The following is a 17,767-nucleotide window of genomic DNA, read 5'->3' as shown; positions in this document are numbered from 1 at the left end:
GGACGCTATAATTCGGCGTATGTTGCTGAACGCCCTGGTCGGGCCCGCCCTGCGTCTCACCTGCCGTCCCGCCGTCACCGGCCGCGAACACCTGCCGGACGGCCCGGTGATCCTGGCCGCCAACCACCTGTCGTTCGCCGACAGCGTCGTACTGAAGGTGCTCAGCCCGCGCCGGGTCACGTTCCTGGCGAAGGCCGAGTACTTCCGCGGGCCGGGCCGCCTGCTGTTCGCCCGGTTCACCGACCTGCCCATCGACCGCGGCCGCTACCGCGCCGCGCGGGCGGCACTGGACGCCGCCGCCGGGGTGCTGGCCGACGGCCGGGTCGTCGGCATCTACCCGGAGGGCACCCGGTCACCGGACGGCAGGCTGTACCGCGGGCGGACCGGCGTCGGCTGGCTGGCACTGGCCACCGGCGCGCCCGTGGTGCCGGTGGGACTGGGCGGAACCGACCGCCTGCTGCCGATCGACCGGGTGCTGCCGCGGCCGCACCGGGTCACCGTCCGGTTCGGCACGCCGCTGACGTTCACCGGCGACGCCGCCTCGGGGCGGGACCGGCGCGCGGTGACCGACGAGGTGATGGCCGCGATCGGGCGGCTGTCCGGGCAGGAGAGCGCGGGCAGGTACGCGTAACCCCGCAGGTGCCCCGCGTCAGGGTTATATACAAAGCCAGGGCGATTGGTCTAGACAAATAGACACCTCGCGGCAACCCCCTGCACGCCGCGCCTTCCGGAGGTCGTCATGGCCCGTCGACGTGTCATCGCCCTATCCCTCCTCCTGCTCGCCATGCTCGGCACCGCCGTCCCGGCGGCCGCGGCAGGCGAAACCGCCACCTTCACGAAGGTCTCCGACTGGGGATCCGGCTGGGAGGGGCGCTACACCATCACCAACAGCGGCACCGCGCCGATCACCGGCTGGCGCGTAGAGTTCGACGTCCCGGCCGGCACCACGCTGGGCAGTTACTGGGACGCCCTGCTCACCTCGAACGGCACCCACCACACGTTCACCAACCGCGAGTACAACGGCACGATCGCCCCCGGCGCGTCGGTCACCTTCGGCTTCCTCGGCAGCGGCCCGGGCAGCCCGGCGAACTGCCGGGTCAACGGCGCCGACTGCGGCGGCGGCACGCAACCCGGCGTGCCCGCCGCGCCGGACGGTGTGCGGGTCACGGCAACCACGGACGCCAGCATCACGCTGGGCTGGACCGCGAGCCCCGCCCCGGTCACCGGCTACCGCGTCTACGAGGGCACCGCGCTGCGCACCACGGTCACCGGCACGTCGGCCACGTTCTCCGGCCTGCCCGCGTGTGCCAGCCGCACCTACACGGTCGCCGCGTACAACGAGCACGGCGAGTCGCCACGCAGCCGGCCGGTCACCGGCACCACCACCGGCTGCCAGCAGGGTGACCTGCCGCGCCACTTCCTGACCGGCTACTGGCACAACTTCGTCAACCCGGCCACCGAGTTGCGCCTGTCCGCCGTGCCCGGCGAGTACGACCTCGTGGCCGTGGCGTTCGCCGAGGCCACCAGCACCCCCGGCGCTGTCACGTTCGGCGTGGACCCCGGCCTGTCCAGCGCGCTCGGCGGGTACACCAACGACCAGTTCAAGGCCGACGTCGCGGCGCTGAAGTCCCGCGGCAAGAAGGTGATCCTGTCGGTCGGCGGCGAGGCGGGCCGGGTGACGGTCGGCGACTCGGCGTCGGCGACGGCGTTCGCCAACAGCGTCCGGTCGATCATGGCGGAGTACGGCTTCGACGGCGTGGACATCGACCTGGAGAACGGCCTCAACCCCACCTACATGGGCCAGGCGCTGCGTAACCTGCGCGCCCAGGTCGGCTCCAGCCTGATCATCACCATGGCGCCGCAGACCATCGACATGCAGTCGACGGCGGGCTCGTACTTCCGGCTGGCGCTGGACATCCGCGACATCCTCACGGTCGTGCACACCCAGTTCTACAACTCCGGCTCCATGCTCGGCTGCGACCAGGCGCAGGCCTACGGTCAGGGTTCGATCAACTTCCTGACCGCACTCGCCTGCATCCAGCTGGAGAACGGCCTGCGGCCCGACCAGGTGGCGCTCGGCCTGCCCGCCGGACCGGGTGCCGCGGGCGGCGGGGTGGTCGCACCGTCGATGGTCAACAACGCTCTCGACTGCCTGGCCCGCGCGACGAACTGCGGCACGTTCCGCCCGCCCCGGACCTACCCGGAGATCCGCGGTGCGATGACGTGGTCGATCAACTGGGACGTCAGCAACGGCAACAACTTCGCGCGCACCGTCGCGCCGCACCTGGACACGCTGCCATGAGGCGCGCGCTCGCGGCGATCGCCGCCCTCGTCCTCGCCGCCATGGTGGCACCCCCGGCCGGTGCCGCGAACCTGCTGACCAACGCCGGTTTCGAGACCGGCAGCCTGGCGGGCTGGTCGTGCTCGAACGCCTCGATCGTGACCAGTCCCGTGCACTCGGGCAGCCACGCGCTGGCCGCCACCGCCACCGCGTCGGACAACGCGCGGTGCACGCAGACCGTGCCGGTGCGGCCGAACACGGCGTACACGGTGTCGGCGTGGGTGAGCGGCAACCCGGTGTACCTGGGCGTGACCGGCGGGCCGTCGACCTGGACCGGTTCGCCGGGCTACACCCAGCTCTCGCTGAGCTTCACCAGCGGTGCCGGGCAGACCAGCGCGGAGCTCTACCTGCACGGCTGGTACGGCGCGGGCACCTACCACGCCGACGACGTCGTGCTCGACGGTCCGGGCGGCAGCGACCCGGGAACCCCTGCCGCGCCGGGGAATCCGTCGGCCGGCGCGGTGACCGGCTCCTCCGTCACGCTGTCCTGGCCCGCGGTCACCGGCGCCACCGGGTACCGGGTGTACGAGGGCGACACCGTGCGGGCGACGGTGGCGGGCACCACGGCCACGATCTCCGGGCTCGCCGCCTGCTCGACCCACACCTACACGGTCGCCGCGTACAACACGGCGGGCGAGTCGGCGCGCAGCGCGCCGGTCACCGCGACCACCTCGGGTTGCCAGCAGGCGGACCTGCCGCGGCACGCGCTCATCGGCTACCTGCACGCGAGCTTCGCCAACGGCTCCGGCTACGTGCGGATGGCCGACGTGCCCGCCGCGTGGGACGTGGTGAACCTCGCGTTCGGCGAGCCGACCACGCCGACCTCCGGCGACATCCGGTTCTCACTGTGCCCGGTGGCCGAGTGCCCGAACGTCGAGACGGAGGCCGAGTTCACCGCCGCCATCCGCGCGAAGCAGGCACAGGGCAAGAAGGTGCTGATCTCCATCGGCGGCGCCAACGGCCAGGTGCAGCTCACCACGACGGCGGCACGCGACGCGTTCGTCCGGTCGGTGTCGGCGATCATCGACCGGTACGGCCTGGACGGGCTGGACATCGACTTCGAGGGCCACTCGCTGTACCTGAACCCGGGCGACACCGACTTCCGCAACCCGACGACGCCGGTGATCGTCAACCTGATCTCGGCGCTGCGCACGCTGAAGTCCCGCTACGGCAGCGATTTCGTGCTGACCATGGCGCCGGAGACGTTCTTCGTCCAGGTGGGTTACCAGTTCTACGGCGGCGCGGGCGGCGGCGACAACCGCACCGGCTCCTACCTGCCGGTGATCCACGCGATGCGCGACGCGCTGACCGTGCTGCACGTCCAGGACTACAACTCCGGTCCCGTGATGGGGCTGGACAACCAGTACCACAACATGGGCGGCGCGGACTTCCACATCGCCATGACCGACATGGTGAAGGCCGGCTTCCCGGTGGCCAGGACGGGGCACACGTTCCCCGGCCTGCGGGAGGACCAGATCGCGTTCGGCCTGCCGGCGGCGGTCAGCGCCGGTAACGGGTACACGCCGCCCGCGCAGGTGCACCAGGCGCTGAACTGCCTGGCCCGCAACCAGAACTGCGGCGGGTACACGTTGCGCGGCGGGGCGTCGCCCGCGATCCGCGGCCTGATGACGTGGTCGATCAACTGGGACCGTTACTACGGATGGGAGTTCCAGAACAGCCACCGGCCGTTCCTCAACGGCCTGCCGTGACGTACGCCCGGTGACGTAGCGCCACGGCGCGCCTGTGAGCGGATGTGGTGACGGCGGGGACCCGGCGACGATTCCGGGCATGACAGTCCCCGTCGAAACCACAGCTCTCACCAAGCGCTACGGCGACACGCTCGCCGTCGACGCGGTGAACCTGACCGTGCGCGCGGGCGAGGTGTACGGATTCCTGGGACCCAACGGTGCCGGGAAGACCACCACGCTGCGCATGCTGCTCGGCCTGCTGCGCCCGACCTCCGGCGAGGTGGCGCTGTTCGGCCGTCCACCCGGAGACCTGCGCGAGGTGGGCGCGCTGATCGAGTCGCCGGGCTTCTACCCCTACCTGTCCGGGCGGAACAACCTGTCCGTGCTGGCCCGCTACGCGCGGGTCGGCACGGACCGGGTGGACACCGTGCTGGACCTGGTCGGGCTGTCCGAGCGGGCCGGTGACCGCTACTCGCGTTACTCACTGGGCATGAAGCAGCGGCTCGGCGTCGCCGCCGCGCTGCTGAAGGATCCCCGGCTGCTGGTGCTGGACGAGCCCACCAACGGGCTGGACCCGGCGGGCATGTCCGACATGCGCGACCTGCTGCGGCGGCTGGCCGGGCAGGGCCGCACCGTGCTGCTGTCCAGTCACCTGCTCGGCGAGGTCCAGCAGATCTGCGACCGGGTCGGCGTGATCTCCCGGGGCAGGCTGGTCGCCGAGAACACGGTGGCCGAGTTGCGTGGCGAGGCCGTGCTGCACGTCGTCGCCGAACCGGCTGGGCGTGCCGAGACCGTGGCCACGGAGCTGCTCGGCGCCGCCCGGGTGCGGCGGCAGCGGCGTGGCCTCGAGCTGACCGTCGAGCCGGAGAAGGCCGCGTGGGTCAACGGCGAGCTGGTCGCCGCCGGTCTCGCGGTCAGCGAGCTGCGCTACCGCGAGCGGGATCTGGAACAGGTGTTTTTCGAACTGACCGGAGGGGAGTCGACCCATGTGGGCTAGCACGGTGGCCGAACTGGCCAAGATGGCGCGGCGGCCGGCGAACTGGCTGCTGCTGGGGATCGGCCTGGCACTCGCGCTGACGTTCACCTACCTGCTGCCGCTGGCCGGGGCGTCCGGCTCCGGCAGCGCGGCACCGAACACCGACCGGCCGCTGGAGGAGATCATGCCCGCCGCCCTTGTCGGCAACTCGGTGGGCGGGCTGCCGGTCTTCCTCGGCGCGATCGCGCTGGTGGTCGGTGTGCTGGCGGTGGGATCGGAGTACAGCTGGAACAGCTGGAAGACCCTGCTCACGCAGGGCCGGTCGCGGATGACCGTGTACGCGGGCAAGCTCGCCGCGCTGGCCGTGGCGATGCTGGTGCTGGTGCTGGCCGTGTTCGCCATGGGCGCGCTGGCCAGCTGGCTGGTCGCGGTCAGTTCGGATGGTCCGATCATCTGGCCCGGCGTCGCCGAGCTGGGCCGGGGCGTGGCCGCAGGCTGGCTGATCGCGATGACCTGGGCGGCGATGGGTGCCGTGCTGGCGATCGCGTTGCGCGGGGTGGCGCTGCCGCTCGGGCTGGGCCTGGTGTGGATGCTGGTGGTGCAGAACCTGCTGCTGGGCATCGCCGCGCCGCTGGTCGGCTGGATCGGCGACCTGCAACGTGGCCTGCCCGGCGCCAACGCCGGTTCGCTGGTCCGCGCGCTGGGCGCGTCACCGGCCACGCCGGGGGTCGCCGACGTGGCCGGGCCGCTGCAGGCCGCGCTCGTGGTGGCCGGTTACCTGGTGCTGTTCGCCGGCGTCGGCGGCTGGTTGCTGCGCCGCCGCGACGTCCTGTGACTCACCGGAACGCGCCGGCGTGCTCGGCCACCCACCGGGTGAACGGGCGCGCCGGCGTTCCGGTGACCTCCTCCACCGTGGGCAGCACGGTGTACACCTCGGCTGGCGGATCGGTGGCCAGCCGCAGCAGGCCGGCGACGGTCTCCTCGGGATGGCCGTCGGCCCGGAGCCGGCCGGCCAGCTCGTCGAGCGGACGTTCCTCCACCGGGATGTCCCTGCCGATCGCGGCACCGATGGTGGCGACCGACTCGGCGACCGTGATGGCGGCGGGCCCGGTCAGCGGATAGGACCGGCCGGCGTGGCGGCCGTCGAGCAGCGCCTCGACGGCCACGGCCGCGATGTCGGCCTCGTGGATCTTCGCGCTGGGCTGGTGGACGCCGAACTCCCGGACCGTCCCGCCCGCGCGGATCGTGTCCGCCCAGCCGAGTGCGTTGGCCATGAACTCGACCGGCTGCAGGTGCGTCCACTCGACGCCGGACCGTTCGACGGCCCGCTCCACCGGTCCCTCCTCGTACCCGGTGAGCACCGTGACCCGCCGGGTCCCGGCGGCGACGGCGAGGTCGAGCACCTCCGGCGCGGTGACCAGCGGGGCGTAACCGTCGCCGGCGAAGGAGATCAGGTGCAGCTTGGTCACGCCGGCCAGGGCCGGGCCGAGCGTGGCGGGATCGGCGAGGTCGCCCGCGGCCACCTCGACGCCATCGGGGACACCGGTGGCGGTGGCCGGATTTCTCGTCAGCGCCCGCACCCGCTGCCCGCGATCGGCCAGTCCGCGTACCACCTGCCTGCCGACCGTGCCGGTCGCACCGGTCACCAGCACAATTCCGCTTACGTCGTAAACATTCATGCTTACATCGTAAACCGATCATCAGAACACGTGAAGGCCACCTTCATTACGTCACACGTGCTGAAGGTGGCCTTCACGTGCTTGTGCCGGGACTCAGGCCGCCGGGCGGTCCTGACGCGCGCGGCGCTGCAGAACCCGGCGTTCCCGCTGGGTCGTACCGCCGAAGACACCGTGGTCCAGCCCGTTGTCCAGGGCGTAGTCCAGGCACTGCGCCCGTACCGGGCAGCCGGCGCAGATGCTCTTGGCCTGGGCGACCTGACGCGCGCCCGGCCCCATGTCGGTCAACGGGAAGAAAAGCTCGGGATCGATGTCGCGACAGGCGGCCCGGTTCCGCCAATTCTCGTAGGTCATGGTGTGCCGCCTCCTTCACGTGGAAAAGGAATGGATGAGGTGAGCCCCGCCGATTGTGCGCTACGCGCGCACGCGTACGCAGGCCATTTTCGGCCATCCGGTCGGGGTCCACACCACCCAACGCCACCCGCCGGGCGAATGTTCCCTGACGTCCAGCTGCTCCGGGATGGGCTACCAACAACCCGCGGGCGCCAAACCCGGGTGCGCCCGTTATGGCGGGTTACGACAACTCGCCGGGTGTTCACCTTGCGAGAAAGCTCACAGGCTGGACGTCGAAGACGGACGCCAGCGCGCCGCGGCGAATGCGCAGGCCACCAGCGGTGACCACGCCGGTTTTGGAGGGTTCCTACAACTGCCGCCACGTCGCATGGGGTGCGCCCGACATTTCGCTACCCGGCGGTACACGAGAGTGTTCGATCTGAGGTCGCGTGCGCGCGCAAACCAGAAAAACGGTCAGTCGCAGCTGTGGGAGGCTCGCTCGGTGTTCAGTCGTGTCGCCATCGTCAACCGTGGTGAGGCCGCCATGCGGCTCATCCACGCCGTCCGGGAACTGGCCGCCGAGACCGGCAACCCGATCGAGACGGTCGCCCTGTACACCGACGCCGACCGCGCGGCGACCTTCGTGCGTGAGGCGGACGTGGCCCACTACCTCGGTGCCGCCGCCGACCGGCCCTACCTCGACCTCGCCGTCCTGGAACGTGCCCTGCGCGAGACCGGGGCCGACGCGGCCTGGGTCGGCTGGGGCTTCGTCGCCGAGGACCCGGCCTTCCCCGAGCTGTGCGAGAAACTGGGGATCACGTTCGTCGGCCCGAGCGCGGAGGCCATGCGCAAGCTCGGCGACAAGATCGGCGCGAAGCTGATCGCCGAGGAGGTCGGCGTCCCGGTGGCGCCGTGGAGCCGCGGTTCCGTCGACAGCCTGGAGGCGGCCACCGCCGCGGCCGAGCGGATCGGTTACCCGCTGATGCTCAAGGCCACCGCGGGCGGTGGCGGCCGGGGCATCCGGGTCATCACCAGCCCGGAGGAACTGGCCGACGCCTACGAGCGCACCAGCCAGGAGGCGCTGCGGGCGTTCGGCAGCGGCGTGGTCTTCCTGGAGCGCCTGGTCACCGGCGCCCGGCACGTCGAGGTGCAGGTGATCGCCGACGGGCAGGGCACGGCGTGGGCACTGGGCGTGCGGGACTGCTCGGTGCAGCGGCGCAACCAGAAGATCATCGAGGAGTCCGCCTCCCCGGTGCTGGCGCCCGAGCAGGCCCAGGAGCTGAAGGCGGCCGCGGAACGGCTGGCGCTCGCGGTGGACTATCGCGGTGCGGGCACCGTCGAGTTCCTCTACCACCCGGGCGAGAAGCTGTTCGCGTTCCTCGAGGTGAACACCCGGCTGCAGGTGGAGCACCCGATCACCGAGGCCACCACCGGTGTCGACCTGGTGAAGGCGCAGCTGCACGTCGCGGGCGGCGGGAAGCTGACCGGCCAGCCGCCCGCCGAGCTGGGCCACGCCGTGGAGGCACGGCTCAACGCCGAGGACCCGGACCGCGACTTCGCCCCTTCCCCCGGCCGCATCGCGCGGCTGGACCTGCCCGCGGGCCCGGGCATCCGGGTCGACACCGGGGTCAGCGAGGGCGACACCATCCCCGCCGACTTCGACTCGATGATCGCCAAGATCATCGCCTACGGCCGCGACCGGGACGAGGCGCTCGGCAGGCTGCGCAGGGCGATGGCCCAGACCACCGTGCTGATCGAGGGCGGCGCCACCAACAAGAGCTTCGTGCTGGACCTGCTCGACCGGCCCGAGGTGATCGACGGCTCCGCCGACACCGGCTGGATCGACCGGGTCCGGGCGCGCGGTGAGCTGGTCAGCCACCGGCACTCGGCCGTCGCGCTGGCCGCCGCCGCGATCGAGGCCTACCAGGACGAGGAGTCGATCGCGCTGCAGCGGCTGCTGGCCTCCGCCCACGGCGGACGGCCGCAGGTGCAGCACGAGGCGGGCCGACCGCTGGAGCTGAAGCTGCGCGGCGTCGGTTACCGGGTGCAGGTTGCCAGGGTGGACGGCAACCGCTACCGGGTGGCGATCTCCGCGGGCTCGGACGAGCCGGCGACCGCCGACGTCACCGTGGACCGCTTCGACTCGCACACCGGCCAGATCACCGTCAACGGCAGGCGGTTCCGCCTGGTGACCGGGACCCACGGCCCGATCCACCTGGTCGAGGTCGACGGCGTGACGCACCGGGTCAGCCGCGACGAGGGCGGCGTGGTCCGCTCCCCCGCGCCCGCGCTGGTCGTCGCGACGCCGCTGGAGGTCGGCGCGGAGGTCGAGGCCGGAGCGCCGGTGCTGGTGCTCGAGTCGATGAAGATGGAGACGGTGCTGCGGGCGCCGTTCAACGCCCGGCTGAAGGAATGTGTGGTCGCGGTCGGCAGCCAGGTGGAGACCGGCGCGCCGCTGCTGCGGCTGGAGCCGGTCGGCGACGGCGACGACGCACAGGACACCGACGGCGGCGACGTGGTGGAGCTGGACCTGCCGCGGGCACACCCGCTGCCTGCCAGGGACCGGGCCGAGCGCGGTCTCGCCGACCTGCGTGGCCTGCTGCTCGGCTTCGACGCCGACCCGCTCGACGAGCGCCGCGTGCTCGACGGCTACCTGGCCGCCCGGGCCGAGCTGGCCGAGGCGGGCCAGCGGCCGCTGGCCGACGAGATCGCGCTGCTGGAGGCGTTCGCCGACCTGTCCGAGCTCAGCCGCAACCGCCCGGCAGGCGACGAGCCCGCCCGCAACACCGCGGTGCACAGCCCGCGCGAGTACTTCCACACCTACCTGCAGAGCCTGGACACCGAGCGGGCCGGGCTGTCGGAGACGTTCCAGCAGCGGCTGCTGCGGGCGCTGCGCCACTACGGCGTCACCGACCTGGAGCGCACCCCGGAACTGGAGCACGCGGTGTTCCGGATCTTCCTCGCCCAGCAGCGGGCGGGCGCCGACGCCGGCGTGGTCGCGGCCCTGCTGCGGCAGTGGATCGCCGAGGAGCCGCCCGGCGCCGCGCTGCGCGACACCGCCGGTGTGTCGCTGGAACACCTGGTCGCCGCGACGCAGCTGCGTTTCCCTGCCGTGTCCGACCTGGCTCGGGGCGTGGTGTTCGCCTGGTTCGCCCAGCCGCTGCTGCGGCGCAACCGCGCTCGCGTCTACGCCGGCGTCCGCGCGCACCTGCGTTACCTTGACGCCCACCCGGACGCCCCGGACCGGGCCGAGCGCATCGCCGAGATGGTCGCCAGCGCCGAGCCGCTGGTCCGGCTGCTCGGGCAGCGGTTCGGCCGCAACGGCAACGACCCGGTGCCGATGCTGGAGGTGCTGACCCGCCGCTACTACGGCAACCGCACGCTGCGCGCGGTCACCGGGCAGACCATCGAGGGCTGCTCGGCGGTGGTGGCCGAGCACGACAACGCCGAGCGTGTCGTGGCCACCGCGGTCGACTTCGCCGACCTCGGTGCCGCCGTGCGGGCCATCGCCGGCCTCGCCACCGACGCCGACGTGGTCGCCGACGTCTACGTGAACTGGGCCGGTCAGCCCGGCGATACCGACGCCATGGCCGACCAGCTGCGTTCGGCGCTGACCACGCAGCCGCTGCCCAGCCGCGTCCGCCGGATCACCACCACGGTCGCCGGCCGCAGCGGCGCGGTGATGCACCACCACTTCACGTTCCGGCCGTCGACCGCGGGGCTCGCCGAGGAGCGGCTGATCCGCGGGCTGCACCCGCAGATCGCGCGCCGGATGCAGCTGGAGCGTCTCGGTGCCTTCGACCTCACCCGGCTGCCCTCGGCCGACGAGGAGGTCTACCTGTTCCGCTGCACGGCCCGCAGCAACCCGGCCGACGAGCGGTTCGTCGCCATGGCCCAGATCCGCGACCTGTCGGCACTGCGGGAGCAGGACGGCCGGTTCGTCGCGCTGCCCGCCGTCGAGGGCACGCTGGCCGCCTGTCTGGACGCCATCCGCCGCGCCCGCTCGCAGCAGCCGCCGAAGAAGCGGTCGGACACCAACCGGATCCTGATCTACGTCTGGCCGCCGAGTGAGCTGACCGAGGACGAGCTGCGCACCATCGCCCAGCGCGTCCTGCCGACGACGGCCGGTGCCGGGCTGGAGGAAGTACTGCTGCTCGCCAAGCAGCGGGACCCGCGTACCGGGGAGCTGCGGGAGATCGGCGTGCGCATGGGCGCCGGGCCGGGTTCACCGGTACGGCTGTCCGTCGGCGAGCCGCCGACCGAGCCGATCGAGCCGCTGGACGACTACCGGCAGAAGGTCCTGCGCGCTGCCGCCCGCGGCACCGTCTACCCGTACGAGCTGACCGATCAACTGGGCGAGTTCACCGAGTACGACCTGGACTCCGGCGGTGCCCTGGTGCCGGTCGACCGGCCGAAGGGGCAGAACACCGCGGCCATCGTCGCCGGCGTGGTGCGCACGCCCACCCCGCGGCACCCGGAGGGCGTCACCAGGGTGGTGCTGCTCGGCGACCCGATCAAGGCGCTGGGCGCGCTGTCGGAGCCGGAGTGCTCGCGGGTCATCGCGGCACTCGACCTGGCCGAGAAGATGTCGGTCCCGCTGGAGTGGTTCGCCCTGTCCGCCGGCGCGCGGATCGCCATGGACTCCGGCACGGAGAACATGGACTGGGTCGCGGCCGCGCTCAAGCGGATCGTCGAGTTCACCCAGGCGGGCGGTGAGATCAACGTCGTGGTGGCCGGGATCAACGTCGGCGCGCAGCCGTACTGGAACGCCGAGGCCACGATGCTGATGCACACCAAGGGCATCCTGGTGATGACCCCGGACTCGGCGATGGTGCTGACCGGCAAGCAGGCGCTGGACTTCTCCGGCGGTGTGTCGGCCGAGGACAACTACGGCATCGGCGGCTACGACCGGGTGATGGGCCCGAACGGGCAGGCGCAGTACTGGGCGCCGGACCTGGCCGGGGCACGCGACGTGCTGATGGCGCACTACGACCACACCTACGTGGTGCCCGGCGAGAAGGGACCGCGGCGCGCCGAGACGTCCGACCCGCACGACCGCGACATCAGCGACTTCCCGCACGCGCTGGTGGGCAGCGACTTCACCACGGTCGGCCAGATCTTCTCCGCCGAGCACAACCCGGACCGCAAGAAGCCGTTCGACATCCGGACGGTGATGCGCGCGGTGTCCGACGCCGACCACCCGGTGCTGGAGCGGTGGGCCGGTATGGCCGACGCGGAGACCGCGGCGGTGCAGGACGTGCACATCGGCGGGTGGCCGGTGTGCCTGCTCGGCATCGAGTCGCAGTCGATCCCGCGGCGCGGCTTCCCGCCCACCGACGGGCCGGACGCCTACACGGCGGGCACGTTGTTCCCCCGGTCGTCGAAGAAGGCGGCGCGGGCGATCAACTCGGCCAGCGGCAACCGGCCGCTGGTGGTGCTGGCCAACCTGTCCGGCTTCGACGGCTCGCCGGAGTCGCTGCGCAAGCTGCAGCTGGAGTACGGCGCGGAGATCGGCAGGGCCATCGTCAACTTCGACGGCCCGATCGTGTTCTGCGTGATCTCCCGCTACCACGGCGGTGCGTTCGTGGTGTTCTCCAAGGCGCTCAACCCGAACATGACGGTGCTGGCGCTGGAGGGCTCGTTCGCGTCGGTGCTCGGCGGGGCGCCTGCCGCGGCCGCGGTGTTCGCCGGTGAGGTGAACAAGCGCACCGCGGCCGACAGCCGGGTCGCCGACCTGGAGGCCGCGGCGGCCGCCGCCACCGGGTCGGAGCGGGCGGCGCTGGCGGCGAAGCTGGACGAGACGCGGACGTCGGTGCGGGCGGAGAAGCTGAACGAGGTCGGCGCCGAATTCGACAAGGTGCACAGCATCGAGCGTGCGGTGCGGGTGGGCTCGGTCGACGAGGTGGTCTCCGTGGCGCAGCTGCGCCCGCGGATCATCGAGGCCATCACCAGCCGCCTGGGCTGAGCGGCATCTGCCGTCAAGGGGGCTCTCCCGGCGTCTGCTGCCGTGAGAGCCCCCTTCAACGCACTTCAGCGGCTCAGGTTACGGAAGCGGTGCACCGACAGCGGCGCGAACACGGCGATCATGGCGACCGGCCAGACGACCGCCATCAGCTGAGCGTTGCCTGCGACCCAGGTGTCCCCGCCGAAACCGGGATTGCCGAACAGTTCCCGGATGGCGGCGACCGTCGACGACATCGGGTTGACCTCGGCGAGCCAGCCCAGCCAGTCCGGCATCAGGCCTGGTGCGACGAACGTGTTGGACACCATGGCGAACGGCAGCACCAGCGGGTACAACGCGGACGCGCCCTCGTTGGTGCGCAACAGCAGTCCTATGTAGACACCGACCCAGATCAGGGCGAACCGTAGCAGCAGCAACAGCCCCAGCCCGGCCAGCGTGGCCCACAGCCCGCCGTGACTGCGCCAGCCGACCAGCAGCCCGCAGCCGGCCAGCACCGCGAGGTCGACGGCGGCGCGGACCATGTCCGACACGCTGCGCCCGGTCACCACGGCCGAGGGTGCCATCGGCATGGAGCGGAACCGGTCGGTGGTGCCGCGCGCGGTGTCGGCGACCACCCCGGCGACGGTGAGCGTCAGCCCGAACACCATCGTCATGCCGAACAGGCCGGGCATCAGGAACTCGCGGTAGTTCCCGCCGCCGGGCACGCTCATCGCGCTGCCGAACACGTAGCCGAACAGCAGCACCGACACGACCGGGAACAGCAGCGCGCCGACCACTTCCTCGGGCGAGCGCCACCAGTGGGCCAGGCCCCGCCTGGCCATGACCGCGCTGTCGGCCACCGCCCAGCGCAACCGTTCGCCCGCCGTGGCCGGCACGGTCACGGTCGTCCGTGGCTCGCTCATGCCGCCGCCTGCTGGCCCGCGGGCTGACCGGTGAGCCCGACGAACACCTCGTCGAGCGTGGGACGCCGGATGCCGATGTCGACGATGGTGATCCCGGCGGCGGCGAACGCCGGGACGGTGGCGGTCAGCGCGTCGACGCCGTCGCCCGCCGGCACGGCCAGGCGCAGCACCTCCGGCCGCACCTCGGGTTCCGTCCCCGCGATCGAGGCCAGGATCCGGGCGGCGGCAGGCAGGTCGTCCTGGTGGCCGATGGCGACGTCGAGCTGGTTCCCGCCGAGCCTGGCCTTGAGCTGCGCCGGGGTGCCCTGGGCGATCGCCCTGCCACGGTCGATCACCGTGACCGAGTCGGCCAGCTGGTCGGCTTCGTCGAGGTAGTGCGTGGTCAGCAGCGCGGTCGTGCCCTGGGAGACCAGCTGCCGCACACCGTTCCACACCTCCATGCGGTGCCTCGGGTCCATGCCGGTGGTGGGCTCGTCCAGGAACAGCACCGGCGGGGCCATGATGAAGCTGACCGCGAGGTCCAGCCTGCGGCGCATGCCACCCGAGTAGTGCTTCGGCGGCTTCCCCGCCGCCTCGGTGAGGCCGAACTGCTCCAGCAGCTCGTCGGCCCGGACGCGGGCCTGGCGCTTGCTCAGGTGGTAGAGCCTGCCGAACATCTCCAGGTTGGCCCGCCCGGACAGCATCTCGTCGACCGCGGGCTGCTGCCCGGTCAGCCCGATGCGGTAGCGGACCCGCAGCGGTTCGCGGACCACGTCGAACCCGCCGACCAGCGCCCTGCCGCCGTCCGGCCGCAGCAGCGAGGACAGGATCCGCACCGCGGTGGACTTGCCCGCGCCGTTGGGCCCGAGCAGCCCGCACACCGTGCCGTAGGGAACCCGCAGGTCGAAGCCGTCCAGGGCCTGTGTGGCACCGAACCGCTTGCGCAGGCCCTCGGCGATCACCGCCGCGTCCATCGGCCACCTCCTCCACGTTGTTTACTTTGAAATGTATATCTGAGGATATACATCCTTGTGAGTACACTGCAACGGTGACCGACGATCCGAAGGAGCCCACCCGGCGGATGCCGAGGGCCCAGCGCAGGGAGCAGATCCTGGCGGCGGCCACCCGCGCGTTCGCCCGCGCCGGGGGTTTCGCGCCGACCAGCCTCGACGACGTCGCGGCCGAGGCCGGGGTGACGCGGATGATCCTGTACCGGCACTTCGACTCGAAGGACGCGCTCTACCGCGCGGTGCTCGACCGGGCGGGCACCCGGATGTACGAGGCGACCACCGTCGACGGGGAGATCACCGAGGACACGGTGCCGTACATGCTGCACTGGGCGGCGGCCGAACCGGACGGGTTCCGCCTGCTGTTCCACCACGCCGCCCGCGAACCCGACTACCGGGCCGACATCGACGAGGCACGGGAGGCGATGATCGCCGTGCTGCGGCCGATGATGAGCGAGTACACCGACAGCGAGGCGTGGGCGGGGTGGGGCGCGCGGCTGGCCACCATCATGGTCGTCGAGTCGATCATGGCGTGGCTGGACGCCGGCCAGCCGGACCCCGACCTCGCGGTCGACCGTGTGCTGCTGGCCGTCGACGGGATCTACAACGCACTGCGGGACTCCCCCGGACCGCGGTAGGGCGGGCCCCCGCAACGTGCCGGTGGTGCGCCGCATTCCGGCTGGGTGCCGTCCACACCAGACTCGGTGCGGTGAGCATCGACACCGCACCCGCGACCGGAAGCGACTACGCCCGGCTGTCGCGACGAGTCGCCGACGCCGGACTGATGGACCGCAGGCCCGGCTACTACCTGCTGCGCTCCACCCTGGTGGCCGGGCTGTTCGCCGGCACCTGGGTGGCCTTCTTCCTGATCGGCGACTCGTGGGCCTCGCTCGGCCTCGCCGTGTTGCTGGCCGTCCTGTTCGGACAGATCGCGCTGCTGTCGCACGACATCGCGCACCGCCAGGTGTTCCGCACCAGACGGCCCAGCGAGATCGCCGGCCGGATCGCGGGCAACCTCGGCATCGGGCTGTGTTACGGCTGGTGGATGGACAAGCACACCCGCCACCACGCCAATCCCAACCACACCGAACTCGACCCGGACGTCGACCCGGACATCCTGGTGTGGTCGAAGACGCAGGCGCGGGAGAGCAAGGGGCTACCCCGCTTCATCGGGCGTTACCAGGCGTACCTGTTCTTCCCGCTGATCACCCTTGAAGGCATGAACCTGCACTGGTCGGGTATCCGCGCCGTGGCCAAGCCGGGCCTGCGTGCTCGCGGCCTGGAGGCGGCACTGCTGCTGGCCCACTTCACGCTGTACCTGTCCGCGGTGTTCACCGTGCTGTCCCCGGTGAAGGCGCTGGTGTTCATCGCCGTCCACAAGGGACTGTGGGGGCTGTACCTCGGGTCGGTGTTCGCGCCCAACCACAAGGGAATGCCGCTGCTGTCCGGTGACGAGCGCCCCGACTTCCTGCGCAGGCAGGTGCTGACCTCGCGCAACGTCCGCGGCAGCGTCCTGCTCGACACCGCCATGGGCGGGCTGAATCACCAGATCGAGCACCACCTGTTCCCCAGCATGCCGTCCCCGCACCTGCGCCGCGCCCGGACCGTCGTGCGGGACTACTGCGCCGAGATCGGCGTGCCCTACCACGAAAGCGGCCTGATCGACTCGTGGGCGCAGGCCCTGCGCTCCCTGCACGAGGCAGGCGCACCCCTGCGCGCCCGGTGAGCTGGACGAACAAAACGAAACCTGCTACCTTTTGTTCGAGGAGGTGATCCGGTTGGACGGCACGCTGCGGCAGGAGACCTACCTGCCGGACCACGACGAGGGCACACAGGTGGCGAAGCTTCACGACTTCCTGAAGGCACACGAGAACGCGAGCGAGGACAGGCCGGACATCTGGTTCCTCAGCGGCACGACAGCCGAGGACAGGGTGGAGCTGCCCGGCGAGGTCTATCACGCGCTCCGGCAGGTCGTCGAAGCCATGCGTGAAGGACTCGCCGTCTCCGTCTCGCCGCACACCAGGTCGCTGAGCACGCAGCAGGCAGCCGAACTGCTGGGGGTCAGCAGGCCGACCGTGGTCCGGCTGCTGGACGATCAGGAGATTCCGTACGAGCGGGTGGGCACCCACCGGCGCATCCTGCTTCAGGACCTGCTCGACTATCGCCGGCGCCGCAGGGCGGAGCAGTACGCCGCGTTGGAGGCGACGGCTCTCGACGAGGACGAGGATCTCGACGAGACGCTGGACCGGCTGCGGGAGGCACGTCGCGCGGTATCGGCCCGCAGACGGAGGGAAGCGCACTGACGCGACTGTCCGCCATGGACACGGCGCTACTGGACACGTGCGTCCTGTGGCCCAGCCTGCAACGGGACTTCCTGCTCTCCCTCGCTGTCGAGGGCGCCTACCGTCCGATGTGGAGCTCCGCGATCCTCGACGAGCTGGAGTACGAGGAGGCTCGCAAGCTCGTCCGCCGGGGCGCCGATCCCGCGATGGCGCGGCGGCGGGCGGGCCGGCTCGTCCACACGATGCGCCGGGCGTTCGGCGACGCCGAGGTCCACGGCTGGGAACAGCTGGAGGGAACGTACGGCCTGCCCGACCCGGACGACGAACACGTGCTCGCCGCTGCGGTGACGGGCGGGGCAGGCGTCATCGTCACCCACAACATCAAGGATTTCCCCGCGGAACGACTGCCGGCGTGTCTGGCGGTCACGCTCCCCTCGGAATTCGCTACCGACCTGGTCGCCGCCTACCCCGCGCACGCGATCGCCGCCGTCGGCGCCATCGTCCGGCGGTCGGGCCAAACCGGGCGACGGCTCACCACCGGTGAGATCGTCGACCGGCTCGCCCGGCACTATCGGATGCACGAGGTGACCGAACTGCTCGCACCGATGCTCTGACACACCG

14 protein-coding genes are annotated in these 17,767 nt (G+C 71.7%); 10 read left to right on the top strand and 4 right to left on the bottom strand.

Annotated elements, in window-relative coordinates; translation table 11 throughout:
• Window positions 1-19: 19 nt before the first annotated feature.
• From EWH70_RS28095 to EWH70_RS28070, 5 genes are all read left to right on the top strand, one after another.
• Window positions 20-631 (top strand): lysophospholipid acyltransferase family protein, encoded by a 612-nt coding sequence (locus tag EWH70_RS28095; protein WP_130478546.1) that lies wholly within the window; start codon window positions 20-22, stop codon window positions 629-631.
• Window positions 632-739: 108 nt separating this feature from the next.
• The gene (locus EWH70_RS28085; protein ID WP_240687272.1) at window positions 740-2,302 is read left to right on the top strand and encodes a chitinase; all 1,563 of its coding nucleotides are present in this window, start codon (window positions 740-742) and stop codon (window positions 2,300-2,302) included.
• Window positions 2,299-4,050, top strand: coding sequence for a chitinase (locus EWH70_RS28080; RefSeq protein WP_130478545.1), 1,752 nt, complete (start codon window positions 2,299-2,301; stop codon window positions 4,048-4,050). The genes EWH70_RS28085 and EWH70_RS28080 overlap by 4 nt, the downstream gene beginning before the upstream one ends.
• A gap of 79 nt (window positions 4,051-4,129) precedes the next feature.
• Complete coding sequence (locus EWH70_RS28075) at window positions 4,130-5,026, top strand: ABC transporter ATP-binding protein (RefSeq protein WP_130478544.1); 897 nt, start codon at window positions 4,130-4,132, stop codon at window positions 5,024-5,026.
• Window positions 5,016-5,840 carry an ABC transporter permease gene (locus EWH70_RS28070; RefSeq protein WP_130478543.1) on the top strand — a complete coding sequence of 275 codons (825 nt, stop codon included), beginning with the start codon at window positions 5,016-5,018 and terminating at the stop codon, window positions 5,838-5,840. The genes EWH70_RS28075 and EWH70_RS28070 overlap by 11 nt, the downstream gene beginning before the upstream one ends.
• Window position 5,841: 1 nt before the next feature.
• On the opposite strand, the gene EWH70_RS28065 is transcribed toward EWH70_RS28070, so the two are convergent.
• Window positions 5,842-6,684 (bottom strand): NAD(P)H-binding protein, encoded by an 843-nt coding sequence (locus EWH70_RS28065; RefSeq protein WP_130478542.1) that lies wholly within the window; start codon window positions 6,682-6,684, stop codon window positions 5,842-5,844.
• 93 nt (window positions 6,685-6,777) lie between these two features.
• Window positions 6,778-7,035, bottom strand: coding sequence for a WhiB family transcriptional regulator (locus EWH70_RS28060; protein WP_130478541.1), 258 nt, complete (start codon window positions 7,033-7,035; stop codon window positions 6,778-6,780).
• A 481-nt stretch (window positions 7,036-7,516) separates the two neighbouring features.
• Here EWH70_RS28060 and EWH70_RS28055 point away from each other — a divergent pair, with 481 nt between their 5' ends.
• Entirely contained in the window at window positions 7,517-12,979 is a 5,463-nt protein-coding gene (locus EWH70_RS28055) for an ATP-binding protein (protein WP_130478540.1), read from the top strand.
• 65 nt (window positions 12,980-13,044) lie between these two features.
• On the opposite strand, the gene EWH70_RS28050 is transcribed toward EWH70_RS28055, so the two are convergent.
• Window positions 13,045-13,878 carry an ABC transporter permease gene (locus EWH70_RS28050; RefSeq protein WP_130478539.1) on the bottom strand — a complete coding sequence of 278 codons (834 nt, stop codon included), beginning with the start codon at window positions 13,876-13,878 and terminating at the stop codon, window positions 13,045-13,047.
• Entirely contained in the window at window positions 13,875-14,831 is a 957-nt protein-coding gene (locus EWH70_RS28045) for an ATP-binding cassette domain-containing protein (RefSeq protein ID WP_130478538.1), read from the bottom strand. Before EWH70_RS28045 ends, EWH70_RS28050 begins: the two co-directional genes overlap by 4 nt.
• 74 nt (window positions 14,832-14,905) lie before the next feature.
• On the opposite strand from EWH70_RS28045, the gene EWH70_RS28040 reads away from it, so the two are divergent.
• From EWH70_RS28040 to EWH70_RS28025, 4 genes are all read left to right on the top strand, one after another.
• The gene (locus EWH70_RS28040) at window positions 14,906-15,502 is read left to right on the top strand and encodes a TetR/AcrR family transcriptional regulator (RefSeq protein WP_240687271.1); all 597 of its coding nucleotides are present in this window, start codon (window positions 14,906-14,908) and stop codon (window positions 15,500-15,502) included.
• 71 nt (window positions 15,503-15,573) lie between these two features.
• Window positions 15,574-16,590 (top strand): fatty acid desaturase family protein, encoded by a 1,017-nt coding sequence (locus EWH70_RS28035; RefSeq protein ID WP_420809100.1) that lies wholly within the window; start codon window positions 15,574-15,576, stop codon window positions 16,588-16,590.
• Between the two features lie 52 nt (window positions 16,591-16,642).
• The gene (locus tag EWH70_RS28030; protein ID WP_130478686.1) at window positions 16,643-17,167 is read left to right on the top strand and encodes a helix-turn-helix domain-containing protein; all 525 of its coding nucleotides are present in this window, start codon (window positions 16,643-16,645) and stop codon (window positions 17,165-17,167) included.
• Between the two features lie 14 nt (window positions 17,168-17,181).
• On the top strand, window positions 17,182-17,760 hold the full coding sequence (locus EWH70_RS28025; protein WP_130478537.1) for a PIN domain-containing protein: 579 nt from the start codon (window positions 17,182-17,184) through the stop codon (window positions 17,758-17,760).
• Window positions 17,761-17,767 lie beyond the last annotated feature (7 nt).

This window comes from Amycolatopsis suaedae, from assembly GCF_004214935.1.
GTDB classification, from domain to species: Bacteria; Actinomycetota; Actinomycetes; order Mycobacteriales; family Pseudonocardiaceae; genus Amycolatopsis; species Amycolatopsis suaedae.
Note: the sequence above shows the minus strand (reverse complement) of the source record. Positions and strands in the feature narration are given on the sequence as shown.